At 47.2% G+C, this 14,908-nt stretch carries 10 protein-coding genes; all 10 read right to left on the bottom strand.

Annotated elements, in window-relative coordinates; translation table 11 throughout:
- Nucleotides 1–3 precede the first annotated feature (3 nt).
- On the bottom strand, nt 4–483 hold the full coding sequence (gene ybaK, locus C7R92_RS08605) for a Cys-tRNA(Pro) deacylase (RefSeq protein WP_106833927.1): 480 nt from the start codon (nt 481–483) through the stop codon (nt 4–6).
- 115 nt (nt 484–598) lie between these two features.
- Nucleotides 599–2,176 carry a glutathione ABC transporter substrate-binding protein gene (locus tag C7R92_RS08600; RefSeq protein WP_106833926.1) on the bottom strand — a complete coding sequence of 526 codons (1,578 nt, stop codon included), beginning with the start codon at nt 2,174–2,176 and terminating at the stop codon, nt 599–601.
- Nucleotides 2,177–2,347: 171 nt separating this feature from the next.
- Nucleotides 2,348–2,662: a GNAT family N-acetyltransferase gene (locus tag C7R92_RS08595; protein WP_106833925.1), complete on the bottom strand. Its 315-nt coding sequence runs from the start codon at nt 2,660–2,662 to the stop codon at nt 2,348–2,350.
- 13 nt (nt 2,663–2,675) lie between these two features.
- Nucleotides 2,676–4,613 (bottom strand): AraC family transcriptional regulator, encoded by a 1,938-nt coding sequence (locus tag C7R92_RS08590; RefSeq protein WP_106833924.1) that lies wholly within the window; start codon nt 4,611–4,613, stop codon nt 2,676–2,678.
- 147 nt (nt 4,614–4,760) lie between these two features.
- Nucleotides 4,761–5,051, bottom strand: coding sequence for a hypothetical protein (locus tag C7R92_RS08585; protein WP_017248341.1), 291 nt, complete (start codon nt 5,049–5,051; stop codon nt 4,761–4,763).
- 24 nt (nt 5,052–5,075) lie between these two features.
- Nucleotides 5,076–6,734 carry a hypothetical protein gene (locus C7R92_RS08580; protein WP_106833923.1) on the bottom strand — a complete coding sequence of 553 codons (1,659 nt, stop codon included), beginning with the start codon at nt 6,732–6,734 and terminating at the stop codon, nt 5,076–5,078.
- 2 nt (nt 6,735–6,736) lie between these two features.
- Nucleotides 6,737–10,204 carry a DUF4132 domain-containing protein gene (locus tag C7R92_RS08575; RefSeq protein ID WP_106833922.1) on the bottom strand — a complete coding sequence of 1,156 codons (3,468 nt, stop codon included), beginning with the start codon at nt 10,202–10,204 and terminating at the stop codon, nt 6,737–6,739.
- Nucleotides 10,205–10,223: 19 nt separating this feature from the next.
- On the bottom strand, nt 10,224–11,363 hold the full coding sequence (locus C7R92_RS08570; protein WP_017248338.1) for a VWA domain-containing protein: 1,140 nt from the start codon (nt 11,361–11,363) through the stop codon (nt 10,224–10,226).
- Nucleotides 11,348–13,750, bottom strand: coding sequence for a DUF5682 family protein (locus tag C7R92_RS08565; protein WP_106833921.1), 2,403 nt, complete (start codon nt 13,748–13,750; stop codon nt 11,348–11,350). The genes C7R92_RS08570 and C7R92_RS08565 overlap by 16 nt, the downstream gene beginning before the upstream one ends.
- Entirely contained in the window at nt 13,711–14,811 is a 1,101-nt protein-coding gene (locus C7R92_RS08560) for an ATP-binding protein (protein WP_170831554.1), read from the bottom strand. Before C7R92_RS08560 ends, C7R92_RS08565 begins: the two co-directional genes overlap by 40 nt.
- Nucleotides 14,812–14,908 lie beyond the last annotated feature (97 nt).

Genomic DNA, 14,908 nt, shown 5'->3' with positions numbered 1-14,908 from the left:
GCTTTAGATTGCCGATACATCTGCCAAGGAGCCTTTCGTTGCTTGTAACAAGCCCTCTACTGCCATCTCGATCTGGACGCCAATGTTTCCGCCACTGACGATGATCGTCTCTAACGATTGTGCTCGTTGATCGATCACCGTCGGAAACAATTTCTTCATCCCCACCGGCGAACATCCACCACGAATATAGCCAGATACTTTGGTGATCTCCTTCACAGGAATCATCTCGATCTTCTTCTCTCCGACTGATTTGGCCGCTTTTTTGAGATCAAGCTCGGCTTCAACGGGAATGACAAACACATAATACGATTTGCTCGTCCCTTGCGAAATCAATGTTTTATAGACAACATTCTTTTCGCGACCGATCTTTTGGGCGACGGCAATTCCGTCGATTTTCCCATCATCCGTCGCATATGTCAGCATGGTGTATGCGATTTTTTCTTTATCCAAAATCCGCATCGCATTCGTTTTTCCTTGCTTCACGCTAGTCCACCTCCGCTACACGCTGGTCAACAAAATATAATCTATCTTAGGGGATGGCGTTCTACTTTTCAACCAAAAAACGCCACTGACACAAGCATGTCAGCGGCGTCTCGTATTATTGAATCGTTACTTCATCAATCTCGATATGGCCTGCAGGGCTAATCCATACACCCTGTACATTCTTTTGAATCGCCGCCAAGTTCTCGGAGAATCGGAACGGAATAAGCGGAGCTTCGTTCATTTCGATTTGTTGTGCTTTTTCATAGATTTGTTTGCGTTTTTCTGCGTCTGGTTCTCTGCGTCCTTCGTCAATCAGCTTGTCCACTTCCGGATTGTTGTAAAAGGAATGATTTCCTGGTGCGCCATGTGCTTTTGAGTGATACAGGTTGGCCTGGTTGTAATCGGGATCTCCCGTAGCATTCCCCCATCCGCTCATGAACAGGTCTGTCTCCCCTTTGGATGCTGCTTCGATATACGCCCCGAATTCCATAACATCCAGTTGCAGGTCAATACCGATTGGCTTCATCTGTTGCTGCAAAACCTCGGCTACGCTAATTCGTGCTTTGTTGTCATTCAACGCGATTTTTGCTTTGAAGCCGTTCGGATATCCAGCCTCTGCGAGCAATTGCTTGGCTTTCTCGACGTCATACGGAATGTCTTTTACATTCGGGCTGTACCCAACCATCGCTGGTGTAATCGAGGAGTGAGCTGGCGTTCCTACGCTATTGTAAACGCCTTCAATAATGGTTTTCTTGTCGATTGCGTGGGCAATGGCTTGGCGGACACGCACATCGTCAAAAGGCTTTTTCTTTGTATTCAATCCGATGTGATCGACAGAGAAGCCAGGGTATCGCCCCAACTGCATCGATGGAGAATTTTGCACGCGATCGATGTCCGTCACAGGCAGGTTTTCTGCCACTTGAACTTCACCTGTCTCAACCATGGCGAGGCGAGTCGTGTCTTCTGGTACGGTTTTGAAAACAACTTTATCCAAATTTGGTGTACCGCCATAGTAGCTATCGTTTCTCACGAGAACCACTTCTTGGCCCGGCGTCCATTTTTCGAATTTGTACGGACCCGTACCGGTTGGATGCTTGCTCAAATCTTTTCCATATTGTTCAATGGCTTTCGGGCTGATGATGCTTCCCTCTGCACTCGCCAAAACAGACAAGAGCGGTGCGTACGGGTAATTCAGAAGAAACTGTACGGTGTACTCATCTACTACTTTCACTTCTTTGATTGCTTCAAACATATTAATCCGGCTGGAGCCAACGGCAGGATCTTGAACGCGAGCGATCGTTGCCTTTACCGCTTCCGCATTGAAAGGTGCTCCATCATGGAACGTCACGCCTTGGCGCAGCTTGAATTCCCACGTCAAGTCATCGAGCTGCTTCCACTCACTTGCCAGAGATGGGACGTATTTGCTTTCTTTATCCATGCGGACAAGCCCTTCGTATACTTTGTGATGAACGATTGCTGCTGAAGGGATTTGGGACAGGAAATGCGGATCGAGGTTGTTCGCATCGGACAGACGAGCGATGACGAGGGTTCCTCCTGTTTGGCCAGCTTCCGCAGTACCCCCTGCTTGTCCAGCGCTAGTGGAAGCATCCTGCCCCGACGAACACCCAGCCAAAGCCGCAGATACCGCGATTGTCATGGCAATCAGCGTGTGATAAAAGCTCTTCTTTTTCATCTGTGTTCCCCCAATTCTTGTTGCAAATGTTTTAGCATTCAAACATGTTTTATTTTAGATAATATTCAGTCATTATATTTTCACTTTGTTTACCTTTATTTTCAGTTTCTTTACAACTTTGTATATAAACAAAAAACTCTCCCCTGTAGCAGCGAGAGAGTGATTCAAAGATTATCTGACAAATTCACTTTTTAACAGCCCATATTGAAAATTTCCATTCCGGGGATCACAGTGATGCGAGTTGATCGTCCCTACCAATTCTCCATCCAAGGTTTCAATCGCAAGCCGCATATTGTCTCCGTCAGGGACTCTGGCTGCTTGCTGATCTGTCCACAATCTCGCTCCCGCTTCGGATCTTGGAAAATAATTGGCATTAGATGCTCTAGCTATTTCCGAATCTTGATCATTTTCGTGAAACTTCTCCCAATCCCCGGGAACAACGGCGCGTAATCTGACCTTCTTTCCTTCCCACAGGTTCACAGGCACCTCTAGCTTTCTCCTATTTCTTCTGCGTGGTCACAAGCCAATCTGCTAGCTCCTCTGCTTGCGATAAGGTTGCAATCGGATCGAAATACCAAGATTTATCCTTTTTCCAGATGTACACGCGATTATTTTTTACAGCATCAAGGGTTGCCCAAATAGGATCTGCATGCAAATCGGCCAAAGTTCTTTCATCGGATGTCAGGATGATGTAATCGCCCGCAAAAGTAGGCAGCACCTCGCTCGATACTTCCACGGACTGTTGCTCCATAACCTCTTTGGCTACTGCTGCGGGAGGTTTGTATCCAAGCGCTGAATAGACGGCTTGACCGCCTCTTCCGAAATTATCCCCAAACACGCCGGTGTTTTTACCCCAATCCTGCATGATCGAGAACGTAGCATCTGCTGGAACTACCTTCGCAACCTTTTCTCGGGCTTTGGCGATACGCTGATCGTATTCTGCCAACCAAGCTGTTGCCTCTTTTTCTTTCCCCAACAGGTTTCCTACAAAGCTGATCTCTTCATGCACGTTTTTCAGTTCTCCAAAGGGAACGACTACCGTAGGCGCGATTTTTTTATATTGCTCATAGGCTGCTTCATTTCCCGTTACAATTAAGTCTGGTTGGAGCTCGAGCATTTTTTCCAGCGATATGTTTTCGTATTCCCCGATATTCTCAACGCCTGCCAAAGCCTCAGCAAAGTACGGATTTTTTAGATTCAGCTCTGGCGTTCCAATTGGCTTTACATTCAAGGCGATGAAGCTTCCCAAATACAGATCCACGATGATCCGCTTCGGTTCTGCTGGGATCTCGATTTCCCCTTTTATGGTCGAAACTTTTCGGGTAAGGTTGTTGTTTTCAACTGCAGCTGTTTGTTGAACGGCTTGTCCGACTCCCGTCGTGCTGGTTGTAGTTGAGCTCGTGGTGCATGCACTCAATACGAGTGCAAAGCAAAACAACAAGGTAGCCACCATGGGCACTTTCCGACTGTACATGGATGAATCTTCCTCTCCATCATAACGATAATGATTCTCATAATCGTAATTACTATACCGTCGAACACCCATCATAACAATGGACAATCCACGCGATCTGTATGGACGATTTTCCGTATCGATCTCCCTTGCACCTCGTTGTCTGAAATGTCCAGGTGAAATTCCCGTTAGCTTTTTAAAGATTCGCGTGAAGTATAGCCTGTCCGCATAGCCTATTTTTTCAGCAATTTCTTGGATTGGTGCTTCTGTATGATGCAATAGCTCCTTGGCCTTTTGAATTCTCACTTGGATCAAGTCAATTAGGCTGTTACCCGTCTGTTTTTTGAAGAGCCTGGATAAATTCTTGGCACTATACCCAAAATGCTGCCCAAGTGAATCAAGTGTAAGTGGCTCATGGTAATGAGTGTGTATATGGGAAATGACAAGCTCGAGCACATCGGGCTTATCTGTATAGCCTGCTTGCTCTTGCAATTGTCGCAAGATCTGATGAACAAACAGGTGAAAAAGCGCCTTCACGTGGAACTTTTGCAATTGACTGGAGCATTGCCATTCCTCGTAAATCTGATGAACGAGGTCAAACATCTTCAATGGATGATCTGGCTTCAGCTGATAGATTCGCTGAAAAGCGCTCGCTTCTTCCCGTAGAATGACACGATCATTTCGCCATGGCCAAGGAAAGGACACAACAGCCTTATACAAAATGAGATAATAAGTGAACTCCTCGGCGGTCAAATGAATGTCCAGGCGAGCACCTTTGCCCGCATGCAAGACCGTAAACGGTTTGACGTCAACATTCAAACCGTCCAAATAAATGTGAGCACTCCCCTTCGTGCTATAGAGAAACCCGCTCGTCGGCAATCGATACGAAGTCAGTTTTTCGCCTCCATTTTGATACTGCTTTCGAACATCTATGATTTTGATTGTGGAATAATTCCAGTATAAAGCGACGTCTTCTAGCCTCATCCCATCTATCCTCCATTTCCTTCTGGTGGCCCATTCCTCTCTTTTCTACTATTTTATTGATAATCATTCTCATCGTCAAATTATACGTTTAGACCATAGAAAAAAGAGAGACTCTTCAAGAATCTCTCTCCTTATCCTACACCCGAATTACAATGATCGAGTCATAGGCTTTTTCATCATATTGACGTACTGCACCACATACAAATACTGCTGCGTTAACAACTCCGCATCCGCTTTTACTTCCTGCAAATAGCGATTGCCTTCCACTTGTAGGTCTTCGATCAATGAGGCGAGGAAGCTCATATCGTATTCGGTCGCGAGTTCTTGCAGCTTTTTCAGCTCCTGCAAATCTTGCCTGTCAAACTTATGGATTCCTTTGAGTAACAAGCGTTCCTGCCAATCAGTCAGGTTTTCGGTAAAGGAATATAACTCCTCCATGATTTTACGTCCACTCCCTCACCGTTATAGGTCTAACTTAAAGCTCGTCAGCGATTTGCCCTGCATGATGCTGATCGGATAAAGCCCATCTCCTATTTTTTGCACAAGCAAATACACATCGCGCAACTCTAGCAGCCGCTTGTTTTGTTCGAGATGACGTATATTGCGGGCGAATTCCCCCTGATAAGAGATGCTCAATTGGCGGGAATGACATTGCTCGTCTTCGATCGTCAGAAGCAACTGCTGTGTCTTCTGATCGAATTCGACTTGATTGAACTTGTTCGCTTTCAATATAAAAACCGAGTCCAACGCAGTCTCAAACATATCGCCTGCCGTGTCCTTCCAGTCACTTGACCAGTCGCCAACGAGCACCTTGCCGAGATCCAACTCTTCGATATTGTCCCTAGGAACGATGGTTAGCCGTGTATCCTCGCTGGAAGACAAGCGCTGCTCCCGATTCGTCTTCGCCTGTGTCAGGATGACCTGTGAATGAGAGAGCTCCTCCATCGAGATCAACTCGCCCCAGGGTACCTTGCCTTTATAGCTGTCCTTAAAGGAAAAGGATATGCCTTCATAATACACGGGGCGCGCTTCTGTATACGTGTAGATGCGCTGATCAGAGAGCGAATAAAAGTAATACGTAATCCCCTTGTACCCTGACCGCGTCTCCCATGGATTAGCTCCCAAAGCATACAAACTTAACTGCGGAACCATATGGTACTTACTTTTGAAGCTGCCGAGCAACTGCTTTTTCGCTTCGGTGTGATCGATCTTCTCTATAGCAATCAAACTAAGATACACCCGGGAAAGTCGATCGAGCAGCGCTTCCGTTGAAAACTTGACATGACGCTGAAAAAATAAGTTCAGCTCCCCATGAATGCCGCGAATGTCCTTTTCCACGCGGGGAAGATTGCCGTTATGCGCAGCAATAGCAAGCAGCTCCAGCCGTGTACAAATCGTCTGGGATAGCTTCGCCAAGCCGATGCCAAGAATCTCTGCGATCAGCGATTTGGCTTCCGCTACGACATCAGTTTCGTAGCTGACATCGGTTACGGATGCTTGTAACTGCTCACGATCCTGTAGCTGATGCATGGCCCGATAGCGTAAAATGACCTCCAGCTTGTGCAAGCAATTACCTTTCGCCTTGCAGGTGCACATGCTTTTCCCGATCTCCGATTCACTGTCAAAAGATACGGATATATCTTGGGTGCGCAATGTCATGGTTAAAAAGGATGTTTCAACGATCTCCATTTCCTCCAAATAGTCGAGGCGAAACAACACTTCTTCCAGCTGCGCTGGGGTAAAAGCCTTGCTAATGTGAGTCGGCTGCAATTGCAAGAGCCAGCTAAAGTCAGGCTTGTAGGTCGCAAGCTCTTCCGCGGTCTCTGCTCCTGCTTGCAAATGGTTTTGGGCATAGTAGACGATCGAGATGATGACATGCTTGCATATCTTGTCAGATGGACATGAGCAGGAAAAACGATTAATATCTGCATGAAGTCGGCATACGCTGTCATCTGACAGCGCACACTCGACGTAATCATCCCCAAACTCGTAAGAAATGGTCATTCCTTTTTCCATTTCCTTGATGGAACGATTGTAAATTCCTTTGTTCGCGTATTTGATTAGATACTCTTCGTTGCACAGCGCGATAAACCGTTGAAATTCTGATGTAAAATCCGCCATCGTTATTTTCCTGCTGCTCGCATGACATCATAAACGGTTTCGCTGAAAATGCGTGTTGGAATATCGGTGAGCTTCAGCCGATCCACTGGTTTGAAGTAAAAATGCTTGTACTCGGCATCCTTATTTGGATAGAAAGCCAACGCTTCCAGCTTCACATCCTCCATGCCCTCCCAATACGAAATGCTCGCCCCGCTGATTTTCAGCTCAGCCACCATTCCGTCATACAGTATGTAAAACTCATAATAATAACCGGCATCAAGCGGCGTACCTTTGACCCAGCCGAATTTCTCCATCATTTTCGCAAAAGCGGTAGGTGAATATGATTCAACAGGTAGGCGGAGCAATTCATTGGCTTTTATTTCTTCTTCCGTAGGCAGGAACGCTTCACGATTCAACTGCTCGAATGGTTGGGTAATTTCGTAATCTTCCAGCTGAGTACGCCAGCCGTTCAACATCTCTTCGTCCAGCTCCAGTGGGTGAATCAAACCAATGAGCTGCTCATCTGCCAATTCATACTCATCCTCGTCCACGGTGTTAAATGTCCCATCGTCCATATAGCGGAACGTATCTACGAGCTTACCATCCTCGTATACACCCCAGATGAGCCCGATTGCGAATTTTTGCATCAACACGTTCTCCACAAAGAGACGTTTCCATGCTGCCGTTGACCAATAACGCGATTTGGACAGGGACTCCTCCAGACGAAGAGATTGCACTTTCACCATATTTTTTAGGTCTTTTTTCAATTGAGCAAAAGTCAAACGTGCTTGTTCTGCCTTCTCCTGATCGTCTTTCGCGGACGGTGCAGGCAGATTTTTGACTGCTTTTCCTGTGCTGTCGTTCGTGACTTCCAGCTCCAGCTCGTTGCTGACTTTGACCGTGAAGGTGCGGTCCCCGTAGTCAAACACTTGCTTGCCGGACGCATCGAAGCCAAGCGTCGTAACCAGTCGGTCTTCCAGTTCCATCGCGGAAATGTTCTGATTCGCAGCCGCCATGGACAGCGCCTCTTCTGCTGCTGATTTAACTTGCCTGTTTTTGATCGTACGCTTGATCTGGTCAATTAGACGCAGCGCCGTCAAATCATTCGAGAACGACAGAGCACGCACGCCATCCGCAGCCAAGGCACCGCGAGAGTGATCTGTCCAATCCTTGATCATCTGACCAATGGTATCGACTATACGTCGATCTCCGAAAGCGACGCAGAGCGGCATGACCCATTTTTCTTTGGCGACTGCTCCATTATCGAGCCATGTGCGCAAAACTTCTACGGTAAAGTCAGCAACAGATGCCGCTTGCAGAGACGGTTTCAAGTCAAGTACCAACTGGTTTGGCGCTGTCGGGAAATCGATCGAAGCGGTTAGCATGTACTCCATTACTTCCTGACCCAGCTCGTTGCCGTCTTGGTCGCGAAGGACTGGCATGCGCTCCAGTGGCATCCATTTAATTCGTGTGAGCTTGCGCTTGTCGGTCAGGTTGCCTAAATGGGTCAAGCTCGCATCTGGCCCTTGCTCCTCGGCGTCGATAAATGTTTGTAGCAGCGTTTTAAATTTGCTGCTCTTTTCTGTTGTCAACAGCTCTTGATAAATCTCCTTGTGATTGTCCAAGGAGCGAATCGCATCAAGCGCCATTTCCTTGACTTTTGCTTTTTTCTCGCTTTGATAGACGTGCAAATAAAGCTCCTTGTCTTTGGCCTGAAGAAACGCTGCACCAGCAAAGCCGCTCACTTTCTTCGAGCTGTCACCCAAACCGAGCAGAATCGCTTGGTTGCGCAATTCCTCTGACAGCGTCTCCTTTGCCGCTAATAGGGTCTGCATCACAAACACGCGAAGCTCTGTATCCAGCTTGTCAAAATGAGCCAAACTCATTTCCGGATTCGCTACGACCAACGAACGATACACCTCTTCATTGACGTCTGTGTAATAATAATGCATCTCCTTTATCGACAAAATCTGATAGAAAAGGGTCTGGATATCTACAGCTTCGTCCTTCTGGTAATGATCGATGATACCGGTCAATCGATCCTGGAACGCATGAGCGAAGCACATATGGCCTACTCTGCGATTGGACTTGTCTTTGTATTGGCACATGAACGGAATCAGACGCGCAATAAACGGATGGTCCACAGGCAAGAAGCTCAGCAGGATCATCTGCTGCCTTACAAGTTGTAAGTCCTCCAGATGCACATGCTCGAGCACATCCTCTAGGACAGCTTTTTCATCCAAATAGTTCGTCAGCTTTGTCGAGCCCTTCGCACGACGCAGCGCGTCTTGAATAATCCCTTCCAAAGAAGGCTGGAAATCGGAGAGATCCACACCTTCTGCCGCCAGCGTTTTGTGTAAAAATCCTTTGACCATTGGGATCGAAGCAAGCTCAAGCGCTCGTCTTGATCTCGTTACGTCTTCTTGCACCAGCTGCTTCACTTGCTCCCAATTTGTCGGCGGGGATAGTAAATGCTCGCGCAGGCCCAGCAGTAGATCGTAAGGCTCATCCATGTGTACGAGTCCAAACAGTCTCTTATCTTCGGACAAGATATCAAGCGGGAACATGTCAAAAAGGATTTGCAAGGTGTTGTGCAGCTCCCGATCCATCTCCTCTTCCTTCTTCAGGAATGCACTGATCCCGCCTTTGACGTGAATGCGGAAGTACAGCAAGCTGATGACTAGCTCCATATAACGTTTCAAATGTTTCTGGTTCAAAAGGGAGCCTTCCTTGACCTGCTCTCCTGGATAATACTTATCTCGCAGTGCAGCCTTTTTCTCTTTGACGTATGAAGGATACAACGACTCGTTGGTTAGCAAATTGTTGCTCGAAAACTGCATGGTCACGACTTCTTTGGCAATGGTATGCAGCTCTTTTATATATTCGCGCGTATCACCTGTAACCAGGTAATAATAGATCGGCATCAGCTTTTCTTTTGCTTCTTCCAATAAGCTCGGAGAAATCGTGTACGCATACGAAATGAATAGCAAAAATTCGGCCCGATCAAATGTCGAGGAGTAATCACGGCTGATGCTTGCGCGATAATCCTCCGCAGCTTTTAACAAAAATTCGCCAAATAACGCATGCCCGAAATGCTCGACCGTTTTTCTCATGGCCTCCAATGCCTTCTGATCTTTTGCACGGATGTCAGCATCATTGATTTCCTTCATACCTTGCAGTTCGATCTGGTCCAGGAAGCATTCATCCATCACATTTTTCTTATCGTAAAAACGGTTGCTTGCCTTGTAGATCAGCACAGCTGCTCGATAGAAAGCCAGCTCTTCTCCGCGTTTTTTTAGCTTGTCAAATTCGGATCGAACCGTATAGCTGTAAAACCGCGGGTCCTCTGCGATTGCCGGGCATTCGTCTGTGTCACCTGCAACGTAATCAGCGACTTGATCGTACAAATGCTTGTTTCGATCACTTGCACTGATAAATTCCTCCACAAATTTCTTCGTAACCGGATTCAGATCTGTCTTTCGTAAAACCATTCCTTACTCCTCCTTCTCTCTATTTGATAACCTTACCAATCCACTGCGCGAGCTCATCAGGCGTGATCGCGGCGACATTTGCTCCCATATCGCTCAATACCCTTGCAGCATGCTGGTTGTACGTAGCGTTGCCCTCGAAATCTAAAGCCGTCAGCACTAAAAACTTGCAGCCCGCGTCTATAATTTCCTTGCTTTGGCGATACATTTCCTTGATCGGATAGCCCTCCTCCAAATCGCTGACGAGGATAAATATCGTTTTCGATGGATTTTCGAGCAGTGTTCTTCCGTATTTGAGCGCTTGGGCAATATGAGTCCCCCCACCAAGTTGCACACTCATCAGCACATCGACCGGATCATCCAGTCTATCGCTCAAATCTACGACCTTTGTATCAAAAATAACCAAATGCGTCTTCAAGGCAGCGAGCTTGTAAAAAATACTTGCCATAACGGAGCTGTAAATCACAGAGTCCATCATACTGCCGCTCTCGTCCACGACAATGACGATGTTCCATTTGTTGTGATGCTGGATATTGCTGTGGAAATACAGCTCATCGATGATAAAACGACTTTTTTTGCGATCGTAGTTTTTCAAATTTTTGCGAATCGTTTTATGCACATCCAGATTTTTCATCGACTTCGTATAGCCGCGTTTGTGGCGATTGCGTTTGCCGACAATGCTGGTCTGCACCTCATTTTCCAGCTGACGCCGCAGATCGTCTACGACCTTGCGTACAATTTCCTTTGCACTTTTCACGACCTCTCCTTTCATCCTGCCTTTAAATTGGAGGATGTTTTTCAAGAGGGTCATGTTGGGCTCCATGCTTTCCAACACTTTTTTGTCTGTCAACAGCTCTTTCATGTTATAGCGGTCCAGAGCTTGCCGCTCGAGGATTTCTACCGTCTTTTTGGGAAACAGCTTGCGGATTTTATTCAGCCAGACGGGAACCGTCAATGCCGAATCTCCCCGGCCACCTTCTTTTCGATAGCCTTGCTCTTCGCCGTATTCACGGTTGTATAAAAATTCAAGAATCGAGTCCAGTTCCTGATAGGAAAACTCGGATGATTGATAGACCCCGCTACCTTCCAATGATTCCTCGGCATGAGAGCCCAATAACAACCGCCAGCGGTTCAAGGCTTCGCGGCTCAAATCAGGTTCCATTTGGCAAACTCCTCCTTGATCGCTTCATCGAGCATGCGGGCATCACGCAAGGTACGCTCATCGATGACTGGATTCGTGACTTGCTCCACCGTCGTTTGGAAGAGAGCTGCCACTTTTTCCGAGAGCATACTAATTTCCATTGGGCTAAAATATGTAAACGCTAATCGCAGTTCAGGCACCACTTGCAAAAAGTCGTCGTAGGCCAAGGATGTAATCATCTGATGCAGATCGCGCAAGATTTCTTCTTGATGAAAGAGGTAGTCACGAGCCACGATAAAAACGCCATGTAAATACGCGGCGGTATGCAGCATTTGCTCAGGCGAGCCGAACATATAGGCACGCGCACGTCTGGAGATTTCTGCGCGTTCTATCACTTCGAGATTGCACAAGATTGCGACCACCACCCCCTCCAGTTTCGCGGGGAGCTTGTCGTTACGCAGCAATTCCAGCAGTTGATCACTGAATACCTCTTGGGAGTCATCCGCCTGTCTCTTCTCACTCAGCATGTACAGGAATTTGAGCTGATCGGCCAACTCATCCAGTTCGTTGGGGTTCGGGTTTCCCTGCTCGACGATTTTGGTCACAGCCTGGTAATATACTTCTTCCACCAAGTTCTCCAGCCGTTCTGTCTCGATAAGACCGAACAACCTTTTTTGCTCCAAAAGAATCGTGAGTGTCTTCAATGTTTTGCAAAGAGAGAGAAAATGTCCATCCTGCCTAACGGACCCTTCTACAGATTCAAAGAGCCTTTCCGACAACTCTTCCAATCCCATGACGACCGCCATCATAAGCCATTTTGCCAGCTCATGGCTCTGGTGCTGCGGCATTTCTTTTACCATATCGGCTAGCTTTTGCGCAGCTGCCTCCTTCACAGTCCCGCCATAGACCGAGCTTTCGATCAGACGGGCTTCGACGAAGGAGGAATAGCTGTAGCGCCATATTTCTCGGACAAGATTGACATTTCGATTGTTCATCCAGTCTGGTCCGGATTCTTTCGCGCAAAATTCTGTACCCAAGAACTGCATGCAGTGAAAAAACTGGCTGGCTTCGCGATGTGACTTCTTGGCATACAGCTCTAGCACCTTCTGATTGCGCCCTGTTGTCGTGATCGCGAGCTTTAGAGATTTACATCTGTCTTTGCAATCGCGAACGATTGGCACATCCAGTGAATTTGGAGCAACCTCACCAATTCCGTCTCCTGTCAACAGCTCTCGCAATGTCTCGATCGGCTGTGAGGTTGCAATCGAGCGCTCGCCTTTTGTAAAAGCAGAGAGAACGGAATCGATCAACTCATAGGCGCCGCCCTCGGCCTTTTCCCGCATGACTGCCATGCCGTTCATGAGGCTGTACGCTTCAATCGCATCCGCAGTCGACGTCGTTTCTCCTTTATCACGTAGCCTTTTAAGCAGTTGCGGGAGGTACACCAAGGCGCTTTTCGAGAAGGGAGCACGCTCCTTCTTCTCCAGTGCCTTCCACACACTCTCGTAGTAGTGAACGTACGGCATCCCGCTTGCGTATCCATTCAACTGATCCGCTTCCTGGTACGTGTACACCATCGGATATATTTTTTCTTCCTGCACCTTTTGTATCTTGTAGGAAGTCTTGCGCTCCTCGATGAGTCCGTATGTATGAAATCCCCCGGTAACCACGAGAATTCTCGCATGCTTTTGCTTTGCCTCTGCAATTTTTTGACGCATGTGCGCCTCGCGAATGAAATCGCCTTCCGCTTCCAAAGTAGCGTCATCATAGCATTTTCGAGACAGGTAGCAGTAGGCAAAGACATCCTTGACGAAATCCTGCGTCTGTTTGCGGATACCATCAATCTCAAAAACCTTTTCCCACAGCTCATCGAAGTTCCGGCATTTCATCGTCTGGCACAATCGCTGAATAAACTGCGAGCCTGCCAGCATGCGCTCATCGTGATAGGACAGCTTTTCATTCTTCTTTTTCAAATCATGGCCGTCTTCCAAGCTTTCCAGGCGACTTCCGTAGCTTAGATCAATGAAAGCAGCAGGTATCTGACAGCGTTTTGCTTCAACCAAGGCTACATATTCCGGCGAATACAGAAGAAACGGAAAGTAACAGACGTATTTTTGCTCCCCTGAGGCGTACGCGTAATAAATGCTCACAGGAGGTTTCGTCCGTTCATCCGTCAAGATCGGAATGATATGATTACTATGGTCCGGGCCTTCAATCAGAATGATTTCCGGTTGATACTCTTCGATCGTTTTTTTCAAATGAAACGAGCAGGCAGGACTATGATGACGAACCGGGAAATAGACGACCTGTTTGCTGAGGTTATAGACCTCTTCTTCGACGAATGATTTTATGAAGCGGTCTTGACCGTTTATTTGATCCATTTCTTCTCGCTGTAATAAGTTCCCCATAGACCCTCTTCCTTTGCCCGTTCTTTGACCACTTTGGTAAAGTAGGTTTTCAGGATATTTGCGTCCTTTTGGTTTTCCTTGACGACCGCTCCCAGCATGTTCTGTACCAGTCGATCCATGGAAATGGGCCTGCCATCATAGTAATGGGACGTCATTGCACTTTGGACATAGACGGATACGGCTTCGGCTGTACTCATCACGGATTGAGGGGAATCGATTTTGAATCCCTCCTTGGTCTCGCCCATACGCAGTTCCATGAAGGTCGTCGCCAATATCTCAACCACATCCCGATCGATTTCGATGTTTACGCCACTTTGCTCCAGAATTACTTTTGCTTGAGATTCGATAATTTGTGCTTCCATTTTCACATGATTAATCGGCGCGATCGTCTCGAAGTTAAAACGACGTTTGAGCGCGCTGCTCATTTCATTGACGCCTTTGTCCCTCAAGTTCGCTGTTGCAATGATATTAAAACCGGGCTTGGCAAACAGGATGCCGTCTGATAGCTCGGGAATGTTCATCACCTTGTCGCTCAAAATACTAATCAACACGTCTTGAACCTCAAACGGACAACGGGTAATTTCTTCGAATCGCGTAATAATCCCTTTGCTCATACCGGTATATAGCGGCGAAGGAACCAGCGCTTGCAGCGAAGGACCTTTGTCCAGCAGCATCGCGTAGTTCCAAGAGTATTTGATCATATCCTCTGTCGTGCCAGCGGTGCCTTGGATCGTATTCGTGCTCGTACCGGAGATGGCCGCAGACAGCAACTCAGACAGCATCGTCTTTGCCGTTCCTGGTTCACCGACGAGCATCAAGCCGCGATTGCCTGCCAACGTGACGATCGCACGCTCAATAAGCACATCGTCTCCATAGAACTTCTTCGTAATCGGTATACTTTCGCCCTCATAAGAGAGAGGTTCATCCGTTCCTAAAATAAAATCGCGCACAGCTCTTGGCGACATCAGCCAATTGGGAGGTTTTGTCCCTGTATCATGGGAACGCAGCGCATTCAGCTGTTTTGCATATAACACTTCCATAGGTGGTTTCATTGTTTCCATCCAAATGCCCACTCCATTTCTGGTTGTTCTTGAAATATATGTATACCACTAAAAATGAAAACATATGTTTGTTAGGAAAAGAAGGGTATTTGTACCC

Source organism: Brevibacillus porteri, assembly GCF_003013475.1.
Classification (GTDB): domain Bacteria; phylum Bacillota; class Bacilli; order Brevibacillales; family Brevibacillaceae; genus Brevibacillus; species Brevibacillus porteri.
Note: the sequence above shows the minus strand (reverse complement) of the source record. Positions and strands in the feature narration are given on the sequence as shown.